This window comes from Proteiniphilum sp. (assembly GCF_040307845.1).
Classification (GTDB): Bacteria; Bacteroidota; Bacteroidia; order Bacteroidales; family Dysgonomonadaceae; genus Proteiniphilum.
In genome coordinates this window covers 38,970-56,730 of the sequence record NZ_JAWRIS010000056.1, presented here as the reverse complement: position 1 = coordinate 56,730, position 17,761 = coordinate 38,970, and the positions used below count along the sequence as shown (strand labels likewise).

Genomic DNA, 17,761 nt, shown 5'->3' with positions numbered 1-17,761 from the left:
ATGGTATGGATTTTGCAGATATGGTATTAAATCGCTTCGACGAGGCGGAAATGAAAAAAAACAATAGCGCATTGGTCTGTTTCTCCACATTGGAAACAGGTAAAAAATTGAGCAGTCTGGCCATCCAGTTTATCCGGCCAAAATCGGGAAAATCGTCCGTCACACTGCTTTATTTTATCGATAAACAGGAGGAGATACGACTCAGCGAAGGGATGGACGAATATAAGCACAAGATCCTCTCCGATCTCATTTCCACGGAAGAGAGGGATAAGATTACCCTGCGCCTGTTCATTCAATCCTCCGACGATTACAATGCAGATATCATAAGGATTTCAGAGGAGCAGAAATCCAATCTGATTTTACTGGGTATTCACCATAACGAATTCAATCCCGCATTGATAAGAAAATATGGTCAACTCAAAAGTGATCCTACTCACTCCGATATCTTCATCCTCGAACAATTTGAGGAAAGAGAAGCGGAAACGTTGAAAAACCTCAACGCATTATTCAACCGAGATATTGTATCTACAGGTCTTTTCATTGATAACGGCAGTACGCAGTTCAGGAATTTTTTTATTCCTATCCTGCAAAAGTCAGACATCCAGCTCTTCACCTATCTTTACCGGATCGCCCAGCAGGAGAATGTAAAGATTATGATTTGGGATGCCATTGGCATTATTGGATCAGAAGCCAGGATACAGAAACTCTACCAGTTCATCACGAAGAAATCCGAGGGGCGTATCTACTTATGGGACAATAACAAGAAGATAGGTTGTGACTTTATCCGGGAGCAAGATCTTGTTATCATGGGCGTGGAAGGGTGGCGCAAATTGATATGTACCCCACTCCCGTGGACAGATTGCATACCCTCGACGCTGCTCATCAAGGAGACAACAAATTCAATCCAATTATGAACGCATCCGACATAAGGAAAAAACTGGCCGCCATCTATTCATATATTGAACAGAAGCAACTGAAAGAAGCCCTTGATGGCATCAAGGAACTTTCAGCCATGCAACAAAATTGGGCGGTGTCAGAAAAAATAACCGAACTTACCACCAATTATCAGTTCATGCTTCATTACCTGATTGAAGGTAAAAAAGACCCTGAACAAAAACGGGTGTATACTAAACTGATCCGCGATATATATGCTTTGGCAGAAGACGCAGCGGAACAACTGCTGCTGCAAGAGAGCTCTTCCGTTTTTTTCGATAAGATGAGATTGATGGAGGTACGCACACCCATCACCATAGAAGAATACAGGACGGCCATCATCCAACAGGCTGACACCCTATCTTTTATCGACCTGCTGGAGGAAGGACCCGAGAAAGAGTCCCGCATCAGGCAGAATAGACTCTCCCGTGAAAATACACAACAGGACCTGTTCTATACTATCTTTGTTTCTCCACGGGCAAACGATGATTTCATCATCTCCTGCCGCAATTTTATGGAAGACCTGTCAGTTCCGAAGCACGATAAGGCACTCTTTATTTCAGCACTGACAATGAATATCCTGCAACGCTTCGATGCGCGCAAAATTGAATTGTTACTCGACCTCTGCAACCATCCCGAGGCAGAACTTGCCATCCGCGCGGTGACAGGTGTTATCCCCATCTTCCAGATATATAATTCGCGATTGGAATTGTATGCAGGATGCTGTGACCGCTTGAAGTTACTGTCCGACGACAAAATCTTCGGGCGCCGTTTTATTGCGGCGATCATTGGCTTTATCCAGGCACACGAAACGGAAAAGATCACCAAAAAACTGACGGAAGAGATCATTCCCGAAATGATGAAACTGAGTCCTATGATCGGTAAAAAGATCAGATTGGATGAATGGATGGGTGAGAGCGGTTTCGACGAGAAGAACCCCGAATGGCAAAAGATACTGGATGAAACGGGATTGACAGATAAGTTACAGGAGTTTACCGAGTTGCAATTAGAAGGTGCGGACGTGTTCCATTCTACCTTTTCGAATCTTAAGTCCTACCCCTTCTTTCAACAGATGAGCAACTGGTTCCTGCCGTTCACTCCACAACACAGCAGCGTGCAACCGCTCTTTAACAACCGCTCGGAAAGAGATTCCCTCGTAGAGGTCCTTTCAGTATCGTCTCTCATCTGTAATTCAGATAAATACTCTTTCTGCCTCAGCATCATGATGATGCCCGGGAATTACCGGAAGATGATGGCTGCTCAATTGGGAGCAGAAAGCGACGAACTGAAAAATATGCAGACAGAAGAAGAAGCACTCAATCCTTTCCAAAAAGAAGAGACCCTGATCAAGCAGTATATACAGGATCTCTACCGCTTTTTTAAATTGTTTCCCCGCCGGGGAGAATTCCACGATATCTTCGAATTACCGCTCAACTACCATCGCTTGCCGGCATTTCAGCCTGTAGTAATGCAACCCAGCCACTTAGAAAAAATAGCCCTTTACTATTTCGAAAAAAATAATTTCAACGAAGCACTGAATGCTTATACCCTGCTGGGGGAAACAGGAGGCAATAAAAGCGAGATATGGCAAAAAATAGGCTATTGCCGGCAGATGCTGGCGGATATGAAAGGGGCTTTGGAAGCTTATTTACATGCTGACCTGATAGAAGGGAACAACACCTGGGTGCTCAACCGCATTGCCAATTGTTACAGGGTATTGAAAGAACCTGTTACTGCCCTGGAGTACTATCATCGTCTGGAACAATTCCATCCCGACGACCTCAATATACAACTGAATATCGGGCACTGCCATCTGGAGTTGGAAGAGTATGATAAAGCGCTCAACTACTATTTCAAGGTAGAAATGCTCAACAGCCACAACACCCGAGCATGGCGTTCTATTGCCTGGTGTGCGTTCCTCTCACGCAAACTCGATATAGCAGAGAGATATTATTCCCGGATATTGGAAGCAAAACCCAATGCCCATGATTATCTCAATGCCGGTCATGTGGCATTATGCCTCGAACAGACAAAAAGATCGGTGGAACTCTATAAGCTCTCACTTGACAAAACAGGCAGTTTTGAGATATTTCAATCGATGCTCGCTGAAGATGAAAAGGAGTTGAATAAGGCAGGAGTAAATACTTCCATCTTACCGATTATTTTAGACAAGATCAGGTACGACAAGGAAATTTGAACCAATAACGCAAGATAAACCCGAGACATTTATTAACAGATATATATTCCGTTCCGGACTATAAAATCATAGACTTTGGGAGGTAGGAAAGCCCGCATATTTTTTCCATTGCGGATACTTTCACGGATAAAAGTGGATGAGATCTCAACAATGGGAGCTTCCACAAGCCGGACCGACCCTGTGAGTTCTTCGGGGATCACCACCTCCTCACCCAGGCGCGGATATACAAGGACCTGATAGTTTTTTATCAAATGCTGGGACTCTTTCCATTTGGGAAATTGCTTCCAGTTATCACTGCCAATGATAAGGGTAAAATTTTTATCAGGGTATTCGCTTCTCAGCCTTTCCAGTGTATCGATAGTATAGGAAGGACGGGGCATATGTAATTCCACATCGGAAGCGATCATATGATCATATTTTTCCAGTGCCAGACGGACCATCTCCAAACGCATATCGTCATCCAGCAGGTCTTCTCTCTCTTTGAACGGATTATGCGGACTCACTACAAACCACACCTCATCCAGTTCAGTGAATTCACAGATATAATTTGCTAAAATGAGGTGTCCGGCATGCACCGGATTGAATGATCCGGAGAAAATACCGATCTGTTGTTTTTGCATTGGGAAGTGCAACAATTATTATGCTTAAAATATTGAATTAGACTGTTTTTTAGAACAGAAAAACCGATATGCATTATCTGCATATCGATTTTTCATCTATTCCTTATGCTACCCGTTACGTACTTTTCTTAAATAACGAGATAATCCAAAGTAGCAAAATGGCGCCTATCAATGCCGTCACAAGGCTGCCTATAATTCCATCCCCGGTACTGATTCCCAGCAAGCCGAAAACCCAGCCTCCGATAACGGCGCCCACAATACCTACCAAAAGATTTACCAGGAAACCGAAACCTCCTCCTCTCATTAAATTACCGGCCAGCCAACCGGCCACAGCTCCAATAATAATCCACCATATCCAACCCATAACTAATAATTTTTAATGTTAATACTTTTGATTAAAAGTTCACTCAATTTGTTAAACGCTATCAGTCCGGAAATTGTTTAAAAAATATTTATCAACTCATCCTCTGTTTATAATCCTCATAACCAAACCGTCGGTAAAGCTCGAACTCTCCCTTTGTAGTCCATAATCCAATGGAGGGGTGTGATACACCGTTGAACATAGTGGTTTTCACAATAGTGTAATGGATCATATCTTCAAAGACAATCCTGTCACCTATTCGCAACGGTTCATCGAAAGACCATTCCCCCATAAAGTCACCGCTCAGGCAACTGTTCCCCCCCATCCTGTAGGCAGGCTTGCCGGGGAGAGGTTCCTGGCTGGCACCCCGGATGCGGGGCTTATAAGGCATTTCCAGGCAGTCGGGCATGTGGCAGGCAAAAGAAACATTGAGCATGGCCGTCCGTATTCCCCCGTTTTCTACAATATCGGCTACGGTAGCTACCAATATGCCCGTCTCCCAGGCGAAAGCACTCCCGGGCTCCATGATGATCTGCAAATGGGGGTAACGTTGCTTCAGACCGGTCAACACCCGAATCAGGTGTTCCACATCGTAATCCTTATGCGTTATCAGGTGCCCGCCGCCAAGATTGAGCCACTTCACCTGTCCGAAAAGATGTCCGAACTTTTGTTCGACCACTTCCAATGTCTTCTCCAGATCGTAAGAATTATTTTCGCACAGATTATGCAGATGCAATCCGGTAATACCTTCGGGCAAACAGGCTCCTAACCTGTCGGAGGTAACGCCGAGGCGTGAGCCGGGAGCACTGGGATTGTAGAGATCCGTATCTACCACCGAAAACTCGGGGTTAATTCTCACCCCGCACTCCATTTTTTTCCCCGATGCCTGTACCTGCGGATAAAAGCGTTCGAACTGGGAAAGTGAATTAAAGGTGATATGACTGCTGTATTTCAGGAAATAGGGAAAATCGCTTTCAGTATATGCTGGCGCATACGTATGGGCAGGGCTCCCCATCTCTTCGAAAGCCAACTGTGCCTCGGCGATAGAGCTTGCAGTGGAATGCGTGATATATTCCCGCACAATGGGAAATGATTTCCACATGGCAAAAGCCTTGAAGGCCAAAATAATCTGTACACCGGCACGATCCTGGACCGATCGTATCAACTGTAGGTTTCGGCGAAGTAATTCCTCTTCCATCACAAAACAGGGAGAGGGTATTTTGGTAAAATCTATCATTGTTCGGTTGTTATTCAATTGTTATTCAGTTGTTATTCGATTGTTATTCAGTTGTTATTCGGTTGTTATTCGGTTGTTATTCGATTGTTATTCGGTTGTTATTCAATTGTTATTCAGTTGTTGTTCGGTTGTTATTCGGTTGTTATTCGATTGTTGTTCGATTGTTGTTCGATTGTTATTCGATTGTTGTTCGGTTGTTATTCAGTTGTTATTCGATTGTTATTCGATTGTTATTCGGTGGTTATTCGATTGTTATTCAGTTGTTGTTCGGTGGTAATTTGAACATTATCCCGCAAAGCGGGAAATAACAGCGAAGCGAATAACGCGAAGCGAATAACGGCGAAGCCGAATAACGCGAAGCGAATAACAATTGAATTGAATAACAATTGAATTGAATAACAATTGAATTGAATAACGATGAAAAAGTCAATACTTCCCGACATGCACCTTTTCCCAATGAAGGTTATCCGGATCTGCGGGAGTTCTCTCCTTTACCTTTTTACCAAAAGCGATCACACACAATACTTCCAATGGCATGGGGACCTCCAGCAGTGCATTGATATATTCACCTGCCGATATCGTATCGGAATAATTCCGGTTTCTCACCTGCACCCAACAACTGCCTATCCCCAGCTCTTCGGCCTGTAACTGCATATTGATGGCAGCTATGGAGGCATCTTCTACCCAGGCATCGCTTATCAGCGGGTTTCCCAACACCACAACAGCCAGGACGGCATCAGCCACAAACGAAGCACTACCCGGTTTACAAACCGATAATTTAGACAGAGCCTCTTTCTCTTCCACGGCTATAAACTCCCATGAGTGCTTGTTTTTGGAAGTAGGCGAAAGAAGAGCTGCCTCAATGATTCTCCGGATCTCATCAGGAGATAATAATTCCGCACTAAAATTCCTGATGCTGCGGCGGCGGATCAGTAAACTTTGAAAATCGAACATTTTTTTTAATTTAAAGCGCAATGATACAAAAAAAACCGGGATAAACTGTTATTTTCAGGAAAATCACGCTGGCTTATCAGAGTTTAATATAGATTCATTCTAAATTACCATATTTTTTACTATTTTTGCATCATTGCTTCACCAGTTAATAGATTCTACGGGATGTATCATTTTTCAAGGATAAGAGTAAAGCCATATATGAAGATGGCCGATCTGATTGACGGCAACCCTTACCTGTTGCTTATGTTGCAACATTTCAACATCGACTTCCGGGTAAGTGACCGTACCGTGTCGCAACTATGCAACCAGTACGATATCAGCGAACAGTTGTTCATTAGCATTGCCAATCTTTATAATGGGTCAGGAATTAGAGGGGAACGGACATTTACCAGGAAGGATTTGCTCCAGGTAATCGATTTTCTGAAGAGTACCCACGACTATTACCGTTTCGATAAATATCCACAAATCAGCACTTATATCCGTCAGCTTCAGGAAAATCATCCTGAGAAAGAATTGAAATTATTGGAAAAATTCTTCAATGAATATTTTGCGGAGGTCAGGGAACATCTCGATTATGAAGACGAAGTGGCTTTCCCTTACTTCATCACGCTCTTAGGGAGCGATAAGAACAATAACGAGCAGGAAGTTTATTCCTCCAGGGAATACAGTGATCATCACACCGATATAGAACTGAAGCTGAAGGATTTGAAAAACCTTCTGCTTAAATATATAAAGATCGATAACGATCTGGATCTTCGCCGTAAGTTGTTCATGTCGCTTTATGAAGTTGAATTCGATCTATATATCCACTCCCTGATAGAGGAGACCATTCTGATTCCGTCGGGAATAGAGATTGAAGGAGGGAAAAATGAATAAGTCCACGCAACTCCATATTGCTATTTTAGAATCTTCGAAGATTATCTGCGAAGGTATACAGGCGATACTCTACCAATCGGACATGGATTGCCATATCTACAGGTTAGAAACACTCGACGACTTTATCGGGTTCCTAGAATCCAATCCGGTCGATATCCTGATTGCCAATCCGGTACAATTCGTAAACCGGGAAAAAGAAATTAAAAAAATCAGGAAGAACTATCCTGCCCTATCTATTGCCGGTATCGATTTCGGCATGATGCATAAACCATCCATACTGACCGATATTACTTTTACCCTTTACGACTCAACCGAGCATATCATACACCTGCTGTTGAAACTCGATAAAAAGGGCCAATCTCAGCCCAATGAAAAAGAGGGCGAAGAAAACCTCACCAAAAGAGAGATCGAGGTATTGACCGGCCTCGTCAACGGAATGCTCAACAAGGAAATTGCCGATGCGCTCAACATCAGTATTCATACGGTGGTAAGGCACAGGAAAAACATTGCCATGAAAACCGGAATACGCAGCCAGTCGGGACTCACCATCTACGCTATTTCCAAGAAAATCATCTCCATAGAGGATATCGAAATTTAATGGCACAAGAAAATCATTGCATTCTGTTAAACAATTTAATGTAATGAAGCGTTCTCCATGAACACTATTGGATTTATTAATTCAAAATATTTTATTAGATTTACAGTAATTTTTAATCAACATAAAATTATATAGAAAAAAGCCCCATGAAACGAGCATAAACACCATTATACCAAAAATGAGGATTATTGCGAGTTCCATACACCGACAAGAAAAAAAATAAATTAATCGTATGAAAATTCATGAATATCAGGCAAAAGAATTGTTTGCAACGTATGGGATACCCGTCGACAGGAGTATTGTATGCCGTTCTGTGGAGGACGCAGTCAAAGCCTACAGTCAGTTAGACTCGCAAAGGGTAATCGTAAAAGCGCAGGTACATACCGGCGGCAGGGGAAAAGCCGGTGGAGTAAAATTGGCTGACGGAGAAGTAGAACTGCGTAAGCATGCTGCATCCATTCTCGGGATGAATATCAAAGGATTTACTGTCGATCGTATTTTGGTAGGCCAGGCAATTAATATTGAGAAAGAGTACTATGTAAGTTACGTGATCGACAGGAAATCAAAATCCGCTATCCTTATGTTAAGCAAAGAGGGAGGGATGGATATCGAGGAAGTCGCCCGTACTTCACCGGAAAAAATCCATAAGTTTATCATTGACCCCTCAATAGGTGTACCCGATTATCTGGCCCGTGAAGCGGCATTCAAGTTATTCGACGACATCAAACAGGTGCGCCAGGCTACTGTGATCTTCCAGAGGCTCTACAAACTGTTCGTCAGTACGGATGCCTCTCTGGCAGAGATCAATCCACTGGTTCTTACCAGGGAAGGGGATATCATGGCCATCGACGCAAAAATGACATTCGACGACAATGCGCTCTTCCGGCATTCCAAAATAGCGGCACTCAATGAACCTACCGAAGAGGAAAAAAAGGAACAAAACGCCAAGAGTAAAGGATTCAGTTATGTGAACCTGGGCGGAGAGATAGGATGTATGGTAAATGGCGCCGGTCTGGCAATGGCTACCATGGATATGATAAAACTTTATGGGGGCAATCCCGCTAATTTTCTTGATATAGGCGGTAGCTCCAATCCTACAAAAGTGATTGAAGCCATGAAGCTATTGCTGAGCGACCAGAATGTAAAAGTAGTGTTGATTAATATTTTCGGCGGTATCACCCGGTGTGATGACGTGGCAAAAGGATTATTGGAAGCTTTCAAACAGTTTAAAACAGATATTCCCGTAGTCATCCGCCTTACCGGGACCAATGAAAGGGAGGGGCGTGCCATGCTACAGGGATCCGGCCTTTATGTAGCTGAGACTATGGGAGAGGCTACAGCTAAAGCGGTCTCAATGTGCTGATGGATGCTTCGCCGTTATTCAATTGTTATTCGGCTTCGCCGTTATTCAATTGTTATTCGCTTCGCTGTTATTTCCCGCCTTGCGGGATAATGCTCAAATTACCACCGAACGACGATTGAATAACAACCGAACAACAACCGAACAACAATCGGACAACAACTGAACAACAACTGAATAACAACCGAATAACAACTGAATAACAACTGAACAACAATCGAATAACAACCGAATAACAACTGAATAACAATCGAATAACAACTGAATAACAATAAAAACATGAGCATCCTTATAGATAAAAACACCCGGGTAATTGTACAGGGAATAACGGGCCGTGATGGTGGATTCCACACTTCAAAGATGAAAGCCTACGGCACCCATATTGTGGGAGGAACATCACCCGGAAAGGCGGGCGAACTTGTAGAGGGGATTCCTGTATTTAATACGGTAAGAGATGCCGTAGCAGAGACGGGTGCCAACACATCGATTATCTTTGTACCCGCACCCTTTGCCAAAGATGCCATGATGGAGGCTGCCGATGCCGGTGTAGAACTGATCATCACCATCACAGAAGGAGTACCGACCCTCGATGTGATAGAAGCATACCACTATATCCAACGGAAGGGAGCCCGTCTTATCGGCCCCAATTGCCCCGGACTCATCTCTCCGGGCAAGAGCCTCGTTGGGATTATGCCTTCCATGATCTTCAAAGAGGGGGGAACCGGCGTGATCAGCCGTAGCGGCACCCTTACTTACGAAGTAGTCTACAATCTCACAGAAAACGGAACAGGACAATCCACCGCTGTAGGCGTGGGAGGTGATCCGGTCGTGGGGCTCTACTTTATAGAACTGCTTGAGATGTTCGAAAATGATCCTGCTACCGATTCCATCGTGTTGATCGGTGAAATCGGAGGTGATGCTGAAGAGCGGGCCGCTGCATACATCAAGGAGCATATTACAAAGCCTGTAGCCGTATTTATTGCCGGACAACAGGCTCCCCCCGGAAAGCAGATGGGGCATGCCGGCGCCATCATTTCCAGCGGTAGCGGAACAGCTGCCGAAAAGATAGCCGCATTTGAGGCTGCGGGAGTTCCGGTTGCCAAAGAACCGAGCCAGATCCCGGATTTATTGAAAAACAGGAGATGATTTCAGATAAAACCCAACAAAAAAGCGAGCCTTTATCAGAGACTCGCTTTTTTGTTGGTAATCTATCAATACGGTCAGTCGACAAACGCGTGCCTGAATCCTTGTATCCTGTTCCAGTTACCACGGGTAAAGTCGGGCACTTCCACGGATGTATTGTTGTTCTCGATAGAGATACGGCTCAACTCGGCCAGGCTGCACCACTCGGCAAGGTCATACACGTCCATGTCCAGTGGCAATCCGTTCCGCAGACAGTAGATCAAACGGTAATCCATGATGAAGTCCATGCCGCCATGGCCGCCCACTTCCTTGGCTTTTTCTTCCAGCTCGCGGTGAATACGGTGTTTGTACTTCTTCATCAACGCATCACGCACTTCATTCGACACATAATTATGGGCACTCAGGTTCTCATGATTGGGCACATCGCCATCTGACAGCACATCGCCCTGAAGCGCATACCCCTCGTTCGGGTATTTGTTGGCAAACCCTTTCGTCCCGCTCACCTGGTACATCCGGCTGTAGGGGCGTGGTGAAGCCACGTCGTGCTGGATATGGATCGTTTTGCCCTTCTCCGTACGGATCATCGTCATCGTGTGTTGTCCGTTCGCAAACATATACGCACTGTCGCGATTCACTCCCCTCTTTTCGACCAGGTATTCGGGAATGCTTACCGGTTTGGTATCCATCGATACAAGCGTAGTCATCCTGTCGCCGCGGTGAATGTCCAGTGCCTGTGCGGCAGGTCCCATACCGTGCGTGGCATACACATCACCCCGGAATTCCTTGTTGAACTGCATTCGCCAGTCGGCTTCATAATAATCCCAGAACTCTTCCAACTGGTGGATATAGGCTCCCTCGGTATGGAGGATCTCTCCAAAAAGTCCTTGTTGTGCCATATTCAAGGTCGTCAGTTCAAAGAAATCATAGACGCAGTTTTCAAGCTGCATGCAGTGTTTCTGTGTACGCTCGGCGGTATTCACCACATCCCATATCTCATTGAGGGTCATTGCCGCAGGCACCTCGCAGGCTACATGCTTACCCTGCTCCATGGCGTAGATCATCATCGGAGCATGATGTTTCCAGTCGGTTGCGATATACACCAGGTCGATATCGTCGCGCTGGCAAAGTTCCTTCCAGGCGTCCTGACTACCGCTGTAGGAAGCGGCGCGGGGTAACCCCGCTTTCTCCAGGATGCCCTGTGCCTTCTCTACCCTATCCTCATGCTGGTCGCACAAGGCAACGATCTTCGTTCCCGGGATATGGGTAAAGCGTTGCACGGCACCCGGGCCGCGCATACCCAATCCGATAAAACCGACACGCACCGTATCAATCTTTTCGGCAACTAATCCCAATACGTCTTTTTGTCCCGCAGGACGTTCGGGTACTTCCGTGCGGATGGGTTGACCTTTCTCATTTTGGACTTTCGTCCCTTGTGTACCATTGGTACAGCTAAAAAGAAAGACTGTGGCAAGCAGTAATATGGCCAATGCGGTCAATTGTTTTTGCATAAGATTATTTATTTAACGTTGATAATATAAATCCATATCATTTTATTTCGATCTTGTCTTTATCATAAGTTAGAGTACAAATTTCCAAAGACAATTATCCTCTAAAAATTTCTCAGCAATTCATTCCCCAGAGATTTTGCTTTGGCAACCGAATGTGGGTCTGCCGCATTGATAGAGTAAACAGATATATCAGGCAAAACCAATATCGTTCCCGACGGGACTTTATTAGGATTAGGAATTTTATCTTTATTCGCAAGGTAGATATAGACCCAAAATTCCCGGTTTTCCCAAAGGTCAAGCGCCAACAATCGCAATGTTTTCCCTTCAGAAAGAACTACAGTTTTCGTTTCTTGCTGAGTAAAAGAAGGCTGCCGGACAGAGTCAATAATTGGAGCGGCTATAACCGGAATATCCTCAACTATCGTCTTTGCTTTACCTGTTCCTGTCTCCTTTGAAAAAAAAAAGTGAGGCCACGACAATGGCTACCCCTCCCGCAATCGGGATCCACACAGACGATACTCTTTTGTTGCTTCTCCGTTCCCGACGGGAGCGGGAACGGGGACCAGGCGGAAATACAGGGGTTAAGGGGGTTGGAAATTCTTGATGTGGAATCTTTTCGTACTGGATCTTTTCAGGCGGAACCTCCGGTGTTTCGTCCTCCACTACACTTTCTCCCGGTAAATCCGGCAACTCGATGACATCACTTTCTTCCGGTAAATCCGGCAACTCGATGACATCACTTTCTTCTTCAAAATCCCCCGCAACTATTTCAGGAATACCCGGAAACTGAATGTCCTCATTCAATGGCGTGGGTTCAAACTGAGAGAAAGAATTATTCACTTCATTATAGAATACCTCATCAGGAGTAAAACCGGCATAAGATAACAAGCTTTCATCATTTTCCTGAGAGAAAGCTTCAAAAATGATCTCAACGGCAGGCGGCATCAAAAGCCGTTCTTTAGTCTCCGGATTCACCAGAATATATTCCGGTTGAATATCGGTTTTTAGAGTACCGAAATCATCGATGGCCACCGGATTATTCATTTTTAATTCGGTACTCACCACTTCTATGATCGTCTCAATGATACCGGAAGTTTTCTCATCCGTCCACTTTAACCGTCTGGCTACTTCTGCAATAAAATCTTTATGCGTCATACCTATTCAAATTCAAGATTTCTGACTTCCCGAACTTCTCCATTTTTTAATCCTCAATCAATTGGTAATTGGTAATTGGTAATTAGTAATTGGTAATTAGTAATTAGTAATTTACTCCAACCCTCCCATCAAATCAAAAGGCATAGCCCCCTTGATTTTCACATCGTAAAACCGGCCAATTTCCAGTTGATTCGTCTTATCAATCAGCACCTCCCCATCCACCTCAGGCGAATCGAATTCGGTACGCCCTACATAGTACTCGGGATCTTCCCGGTCAATGATCACCTTCAGGGTCTCCCCCACTTTTGCTTCATTCACCGACAGGGCAATTCCTTCCTGCAGTTCCATCAACCTGTTCATTCTTTCCTGCTTCACTCCTGCAGGCACGTCATCAGCATAATGCTTATCATTATACGTATCTTCTTCATGTGAATACGGGAAAGCGCCCAACCGTTCAAAGCCGGTCTTTTCCACGAAATCGAGCAGTTCGAGATAATCTTCTTCCGTTTCGCCGGGATGCCCCACCATCATGGTCGTACGCAGATGGATACCGGGCACCTCGTCCCGGAAACGCTGGACCAGATCAATGGTCTGTTGTTTGGTGATATTGCGCCGCATGGTTTTCAACATGTGGTCGCTAATATGCTGCAAAGCAATATCGAGATAGTTACATACATTCTCGCGTTCGCGTATCACCCGCAACAGGTCTGTCGGGAAATGGGCAGGATAAGCATAATGAAGGCGGATCCACTCCACTCCTTCTATATCCGACACCCGCTCCACCAATTCGGGCAGTTTCATCTGCCGGTATAGGTCGAGCCCGTAATAGGTAAGATCCTGGGCGATAAACTGGAATTCCTTCACCCCTTTGGCTACTAATCGCCGCACCTCTTCTTCGATCCCCTCAATGGGACGGGACCTGTATTTTCCCGTGATCAAGGGGATGGAGCAGTATGAACAGGTCCTGTCGCACCCTTCCGATATTTTCACGTAGGCATAATGAGATGGCGTGGATAACGACCGGTCGAATTCCCACTCCTTGTAATAAGATTTACCGAGATCGCCAATAAGCGCCCGCCAGTCGAATTTCCCGTAAAACTTGTCCACTTCGGGAATCTCTTCCTGCAATTCTTCCCTGTATCGTTCGGAGAGACACCCCATCACAAACAGTTTTTTGAGTTTGTTCCGTTTCTTCGCTTCGGCAAAGGAAAGAATCATGTTGATCGATTCCTCTTTTGCATCGCCGATAAATCCACAGGTGTTGATCACGGCAATATCACCGCGGGGTGTTTGAGGATCATGTTCCACGGTATATCCGTTGGCAACCAGTTGCCGCATCAACAATTCAGAATCGACAAGGTTTTTGGAACAACCCAGCGTAACGACATCTATCTTGTTATTGACCATCTATTCGTCCTTACAATCGCTTTACATATTCTCCGGATTTCACCCGGAACATTTCACTCTCCAAACAGGGAATCCACAAATTCCCTTCTGTTGAATACCTGCAAGTCTGTCATTCCTTCACCCAAGCCGATGTACTTCACCGGTATCCTGAACTGATCCGAAATACCGATCACCACGCCGCCCTTGGCAGTGCCGTCGAGCTTGGTAATGGCAAGGGCGGTCACTTCGGTGGCAGCCGTAAACTGTTTGGCCTGTTCAAAAGCATTTTGCCCGGTGGAACCGTCAAGGACAAGAAGTACTTCATCGGGTGCCCCGGGAACAATCTTTCCCATCACATTTTTTATCTTGGTCAGCTCGTTCATAAGACTAACCTTGTTATGCAGGCGACCGGCGGTATCTATGATTACCACATCGGCATCATGCGCCTTGGCCGAACTGACCGCGTCGAAGGCCACCGACGCGGGATCTGATCCCATTTTCTGCTTGATTACCGGTACCCCTACCCGCTTGCCCCAGACATCAAGTTGTTCCACTGCCGCTGCGCGGAATGTATCGGCAGCTCCCAGGTACACAGAATACCCTTTTTGCCTGAATTGGTATGCCAGCTTACCGATGGTAGTCGTTTTGCCAACGCCATTCACACCTACCACCATGATCACATAAGGCTTTTTATCTTCGGGAAGCGTAAATTCCGACAGGTCGTCACTGTTATTTTCGGTGAGAAGGAGGGCAATCTCATCACGAAGCATGGCCGTCAACTCATCTGTCCCTACATACTTGTCCCTGGCCACGCGCTCTTCAATGCGCTCAATAATTTTGAGGGTGGTATCCACCCCTACATCGGAGGTCACCAATATCTCCTCCAGATTGTCGAGCACATCATCATCGACCTTCGACTTGCCGGCAACGGCACGTGTGATCTTCGAAAAAAAACTCTCCTTGGTCTTTTCGAGACCTTTGTCCAGCGTTTCTTTCTTCCCTTTGGTGAATCTATCAAAAAAGCCCATAGCACAATTATTAAGATACCTTTGATTTTTCCGTTTCTACAAAGCTACAAAATAGTGAATAAAAAACTTCCCTGCGTTTGAGCACAGGGAAGCTTTTATATATTTTTAACCGATCAGATTTATTTCGAAAAATAATCTTTCACCTGGTCGTTCAGGATCATCTCTTCTTTGAAACTGTACGCTCCGGTCTTGGGCGATTTCACCATTTTGATTACTTTGGTATGGCTACGCCCGGTAGTTGTATTTTTGTCGCGGAATCCCGCCACTGCTTTCTTTGCCATAGTCTATCTTGTTTTACTTGATTTCTTTATGAACGGTCATTCTCTTCAGTATGGGATTGTATTTTTTCAATTCCAACCGTTCTGTTGTATTCTTTCTGTTCTTTGTGGTGATATACCTTGAAGTCCCGGGCATGCCACTTTCCTTGTGTTCAGTGCATTCCAGGATCACCTGGATCCTGTTTCCTTTTACTTTTTTTGCCATTGCTGCTTCCTCCCTCTCATTAAGCGTTTAAATACCCATTTGCAGCGGCTTTTTTCAAGGCTGCATCCAAACCGATCTTATTGATGGTACGCAAACCGGATGCCGATATGTTGAGGCTGATCCAGCAATCTTCTTCCACCCAATAGAACTTCTTTGTGAACAAATTGACATTGAATTTACGTTTCGTCTTCTTGTTAGAATGAGAAACGTTGTTGCCAACCATTGCTCTTTTTCCTGTTATTTGACAAATCTTAGACATTGCTATATAATGTGTTACTTTATTATTCACCCACAATCGATACCCATGGATCATACCCACAGCACCTCACCGGAATTTTATTTTCCGGTAAATCAGGGCGCAAAATTAATCATATAATTTCAATTTACCAAAGCTTTTATACGATATTTTTATTCATACGCCCAAGGTCATGAAGATATATGGTTTGTTAAAACAAGCCTGACACCTCTTTATATATGCCACTCAGGAAAGAAAGGGTTTCTTTTCGAATACTGCTTCTCATTTGACCCTCTTCCCCACCGGCATTTACCGCCTGATCGGTAATTGTTTGCTCGGCCGTAATGGTCTTCGGAAAAGAAGATGCTCCCTGCCCCTGCTTCGGTGTACTTTGATAGGAAATATCCCTTATCACCAGTACACATCCGGCATTGGCGATGGAGAGGTCGAACCGGTAATTCATCACTGTTTTCTCCGGCATGCCCGACAATTCTGTTTTTGCACTTACCGTGGCGGATTGGTTTTTATCATCGAAACGAATGCCCGACACCAACGGACTTCCGGCATACTTGCCTTTCACCCATTTTTGCAAAACAGCATATTTTTGATCGGCCGAAAGCCCTTGGTCCGTAAGGACAAACTGTTCAAAAACCACTTTCCCGTTCACAACCGGAACGTTAGTGAAACCGGCATCCACCTGTGCTGCCATCTCCGACAGGCCTATTATCAATATGCTTGCAACCAATATATACTTTTTCATATCAATTTTTTACAATAAAGAGTAAAGAATAAAGACCTGGACACTTGTCCACTGAGGCACTTGTCCACTTTAAACATACATTTAGACTACAAACCTACGAAAAAGATTAAAACAATCTCTCATTTTCATAAAAAACAAGTGATGAAATTTTATTTATCGTTTAAAAAACTGTACTTTTGCATCTCGAAAAATAAAACATAACATTTTTTTCAAAGAAATATGTCTGCTAAAAAAACAAAAGAATCGAAAGCCGAGAAGAATTTCGAAAATATCGGAGAAGCGCTTACCACTTCTGAACAGTTTCTCGAAAAAAATCAGAGGACCATTGTAACAGTATTACTGATAGTTATTGCTCTGGTAGGGGCTTATCTCGCTTACCATTATCTACACAAGACACCCCGCACTGAAAAAGCACAAGCCGCCCTCTTTAAAGGGGAACGTTACTTCCAAAACGGGAACGACTCATTGGCTCTTTTCGGGAACGGCAACGATTATATAGGATTTGAATCTATCATCGATCGTTACAAAGGGACCAAAACGGCTGATCTGGCACATGCTTATGCAGGCATTTCCTACAGCCGGATAGGCAATAATGAGAAAGCGCTGGAACACCTGAAAAAATTCAAAGGAGGAGATTTGCTGATTACTCCGGCCGTTACAGGTGCTATAGGTGATGTATATATGAATATGGGACAAACCGATCAGGCTATAAGCAACTTCCTCAAGGCAGCGAAAGAAGCCGACAACGAAATGCTCAGCCCCATATATTATAAGAAAGCCGGTGAAGCTTATCTAAGCAAAGCCGACTATGACAAGGCAATTGAGATTTTCACACAGATCAAGGAGACTTATCTCAATTCTCCCGAATCGCGTGAAGCGGATAAGTTTATCCAACAAGCCCAATTTCTGAAAGGAAGCAACTAACAA

The 17,761-nt window shown here is 44.6% G+C and carries 19 protein-coding genes; 7 read left to right on the top strand and 12 right to left on the bottom strand.

The window, feature by feature from the left end:
- Window positions 1-5 precede the first annotated feature (5 nt).
- The gene (locus ABV001_RS12980) at window positions 6-914 is read left to right on the top strand and encodes a hypothetical protein (protein WP_352423201.1); all 909 of its coding nucleotides are present in this window, start codon (window positions 6-8) and stop codon (window positions 912-914) included.
- The gene (locus tag ABV001_RS12975) at window positions 821-3,130 is read left to right on the top strand and encodes a tetratricopeptide repeat protein (protein WP_352423200.1); all 2,310 of its coding nucleotides are present in this window, start codon (window positions 821-823) and stop codon (window positions 3,128-3,130) included. The genes ABV001_RS12980 and ABV001_RS12975 overlap by 94 nt, the downstream gene beginning before the upstream one ends.
- A 32-nt stretch (window positions 3,131-3,162) precedes the next feature.
- On the opposite strand, the gene nadD is transcribed toward ABV001_RS12975, so the two are convergent.
- From nadD to ABV001_RS12955, 4 genes are all read right to left on the bottom strand, one after another.
- On the bottom strand, window positions 3,163-3,750 hold the full coding sequence (gene nadD, locus ABV001_RS12970) for a nicotinate (nicotinamide) nucleotide adenylyltransferase (protein WP_352423199.1): 588 nt from the start codon (window positions 3,748-3,750) through the stop codon (window positions 3,163-3,165).
- Between the two features lie 115 nt (window positions 3,751-3,865).
- Entirely contained in the window at window positions 3,866-4,114 is a 249-nt protein-coding gene (locus ABV001_RS12965; protein WP_323426071.1) for a GlsB/YeaQ/YmgE family stress response membrane protein, read from the bottom strand.
- A 91-nt stretch (window positions 4,115-4,205) separates the two neighbouring features.
- Window positions 4,206-5,348 carry a carboxynorspermidine decarboxylase gene (gene nspC, locus ABV001_RS12960; RefSeq protein ID WP_352423198.1) on the bottom strand — a complete coding sequence of 381 codons (1,143 nt, stop codon included), beginning with the start codon at window positions 5,346-5,348 and terminating at the stop codon, window positions 4,206-4,208.
- 426 nt (window positions 5,349-5,774) lie between these two features.
- On the bottom strand, window positions 5,775-6,302 hold the full coding sequence (locus ABV001_RS12955; RefSeq protein WP_352423197.1) for a nitroreductase family protein: 528 nt from the start codon (window positions 6,300-6,302) through the stop codon (window positions 5,775-5,777).
- Window positions 6,303-6,500: 198 nt separating this feature from the next.
- Between ABV001_RS12955 and ABV001_RS12950 the strand changes: the two genes are divergently transcribed.
- The 4 genes from ABV001_RS12950 to sucD all read left to right on the top strand — a co-directional run bounded on the left by ABV001_RS12950 (window position 6,501) and on the right by sucD (window position 10,282).
- Window positions 6,501-7,178 (top strand): hypothetical protein, encoded by a 678-nt coding sequence (locus tag ABV001_RS12950; protein ID WP_352423196.1) that lies wholly within the window; start codon window positions 6,501-6,503, stop codon window positions 7,176-7,178.
- On the top strand, window positions 7,171-7,776 hold the full coding sequence (locus ABV001_RS12945; RefSeq protein ID WP_352423195.1) for a helix-turn-helix transcriptional regulator: 606 nt from the start codon (window positions 7,171-7,173) through the stop codon (window positions 7,774-7,776). Before ABV001_RS12950 ends, ABV001_RS12945 begins: the two co-directional genes overlap by 8 nt.
- Window positions 7,777-8,008: 232 nt before the next feature.
- Window positions 8,009-9,139: an ADP-forming succinate--CoA ligase subunit beta gene (sucC, locus tag ABV001_RS12940; protein WP_352423194.1), complete on the top strand. Its 1,131-nt coding sequence runs from the start codon at window positions 8,009-8,011 to the stop codon at window positions 9,137-9,139.
- Between the two features lie 276 nt (window positions 9,140-9,415).
- Window positions 9,416-10,282, top strand: a complete 867-nt coding sequence (gene sucD / locus ABV001_RS12935; protein ID WP_352423193.1) for a succinate--CoA ligase subunit alpha — start codon at window positions 9,416-9,418, stop codon at window positions 10,280-10,282.
- A 74-nt stretch (window positions 10,283-10,356) separates the two neighbouring features.
- Here the strand turns inward: sucD and ABV001_RS12930 are convergent, their stop codons facing one another.
- The 8 genes from ABV001_RS12930 to ABV001_RS12895 form a co-directional block, all read right to left on the bottom strand.
- Window positions 10,357-11,787 (bottom strand): Gfo/Idh/MocA family protein, encoded by a 1,431-nt coding sequence (locus ABV001_RS12930; RefSeq protein WP_352423192.1) that lies wholly within the window; start codon window positions 11,785-11,787, stop codon window positions 10,357-10,359.
- Window positions 11,788-12,219: 432 nt separating this feature from the next.
- Complete coding sequence (locus tag ABV001_RS12925; RefSeq protein WP_352423191.1) at window positions 12,220-12,942, bottom strand: HU family DNA-binding protein; 723 nt, start codon at window positions 12,940-12,942, stop codon at window positions 12,220-12,222.
- Window positions 12,943-13,053: 111 nt separating this feature from the next.
- On the bottom strand, window positions 13,054-14,349 hold the full coding sequence (gene rimO / locus ABV001_RS12920; RefSeq protein WP_352423190.1) for a 30S ribosomal protein S12 methylthiotransferase RimO: 1,296 nt from the start codon (window positions 14,347-14,349) through the stop codon (window positions 13,054-13,056).
- A gap of 53 nt (window positions 14,350-14,402) precedes the next feature.
- Entirely contained in the window at window positions 14,403-15,356 is a 954-nt protein-coding gene (gene ftsY, locus ABV001_RS12915; protein WP_352423189.1) for a signal recognition particle-docking protein FtsY, read from the bottom strand.
- A 119-nt stretch (window positions 15,357-15,475) separates the two neighbouring features.
- Window positions 15,476-15,637: a DUF4295 domain-containing protein gene (locus tag ABV001_RS12910; protein ID WP_019539519.1), complete on the bottom strand. Its 162-nt coding sequence runs from the start codon at window positions 15,635-15,637 to the stop codon at window positions 15,476-15,478.
- A 13-nt stretch (window positions 15,638-15,650) separates the two neighbouring features.
- The gene (rpmG, locus tag ABV001_RS12905) at window positions 15,651-15,839 is read right to left on the bottom strand and encodes a 50S ribosomal protein L33 (protein ID WP_019539518.1); all 189 of its coding nucleotides are present in this window, start codon (window positions 15,837-15,839) and stop codon (window positions 15,651-15,653) included.
- Window positions 15,840-15,858: 19 nt separating this feature from the next.
- Complete coding sequence (gene rpmB / locus ABV001_RS12900) at window positions 15,859-16,098, bottom strand: 50S ribosomal protein L28 (protein WP_294081180.1); 240 nt, start codon at window positions 16,096-16,098, stop codon at window positions 15,859-15,861.
- 187 nt (window positions 16,099-16,285) lie between these two features.
- Entirely contained in the window at window positions 16,286-16,834 is a 549-nt protein-coding gene (locus ABV001_RS12895; RefSeq protein WP_352423188.1) for a DUF4468 domain-containing protein, read from the bottom strand.
- 219 nt (window positions 16,835-17,053) lie between these two features.
- Between ABV001_RS12895 and ABV001_RS12890 the strand changes: the two genes are divergently transcribed.
- Window positions 17,054-17,758: a tetratricopeptide repeat protein gene (locus ABV001_RS12890; RefSeq protein WP_352423187.1), complete on the top strand. Its 705-nt coding sequence runs from the start codon at window positions 17,054-17,056 to the stop codon at window positions 17,756-17,758.
- Window positions 17,759-17,761 lie beyond the last annotated feature (3 nt).

Excerpts from the sequence above, each read along its gene's own strand:
- ABV001_RS12980 (WP_352423201.1), top strand. The coding sequence starts at position 6 with ATGGATTTTGCAGATATGGTATTAAATCGCTTCGACGAGGCGGAAATG.
- nadD (WP_352423199.1), bottom strand. The coding sequence starts at position 3,750 with ATGCAAAAACAACAGATCGGTATTTTCTCCGGATCATTCAATCCGGTG.
- ABV001_RS12965 (WP_323426071.1), bottom strand. The coding sequence starts at position 4,114 with ATGGGTTGGATATGGTGGATTATTATTGGAGCTGTGGCCGGTTGGCTG.
- nspC (WP_352423198.1), bottom strand. The coding sequence starts at position 5,348 with ATGATAGATTTTACCAAAATACCCTCTCCCTGTTTTGTGATGGAAGAG.
- ABV001_RS12955 (WP_352423197.1), bottom strand. The coding sequence starts at position 6,302 with ATGTTCGATTTTCAAAGTTTACTGATCCGCCGCCGCAGCATCAGGAAT.
- ABV001_RS12950 (WP_352423196.1), top strand. The coding sequence starts at position 6,501 with ATGAAGATGGCCGATCTGATTGACGGCAACCCTTACCTGTTGCTTATG.
- ABV001_RS12945 (WP_352423195.1), top strand. The coding sequence starts at position 7,171 with ATGAATAAGTCCACGCAACTCCATATTGCTATTTTAGAATCTTCGAAG.
- sucC (WP_352423194.1), top strand. The coding sequence starts at position 8,009 with ATGAAAATTCATGAATATCAGGCAAAAGAATTGTTTGCAACGTATGGG.
- sucD (WP_352423193.1), top strand. The coding sequence starts at position 9,416 with ATGAGCATCCTTATAGATAAAAACACCCGGGTAATTGTACAGGGAATA.
- ABV001_RS12930 (WP_352423192.1), bottom strand. The coding sequence starts at position 11,787 with ATGCAAAAACAATTGACCGCATTGGCCATATTACTGCTTGCCACAGTC.
- ABV001_RS12925 (WP_352423191.1), bottom strand. The coding sequence starts at position 12,942 with ATGACGCATAAAGATTTTATTGCAGAAGTAGCCAGACGGTTAAAGTGG.
- rimO (WP_352423190.1), bottom strand. The coding sequence starts at position 14,349 with ATGGTCAATAACAAGATAGATGTCGTTACGCTGGGTTGTTCCAAAAAC.
- ftsY (WP_352423189.1), bottom strand. The coding sequence starts at position 15,356 with ATGGGCTTTTTTGATAGATTCACCAAAGGGAAGAAAGAAACGCTGGAC.
- ABV001_RS12910 (WP_019539519.1), bottom strand. The coding sequence starts at position 15,637 with ATGGCAAAGAAAGCAGTGGCGGGATTCCGCGACAAAAATACAACTACC.
- rpmG (WP_019539518.1), bottom strand. The coding sequence starts at position 15,839 with ATGGCAAAAAAAGTAAAAGGAAACAGGATCCAGGTGATCCTGGAATGC.
- rpmB (WP_294081180.1), bottom strand. The coding sequence starts at position 16,098 with ATGTCTAAGATTTGTCAAATAACAGGAAAAAGAGCAATGGTTGGCAAC.
- ABV001_RS12895 (WP_352423188.1), bottom strand. The coding sequence starts at position 16,834 with ATGAAAAAGTATATATTGGTTGCAAGCATATTGATAATAGGCCTGTCG.
- ABV001_RS12890 (WP_352423187.1), top strand. The coding sequence starts at position 17,054 with ATGTCTGCTAAAAAAACAAAAGAATCGAAAGCCGAGAAGAATTTCGAA.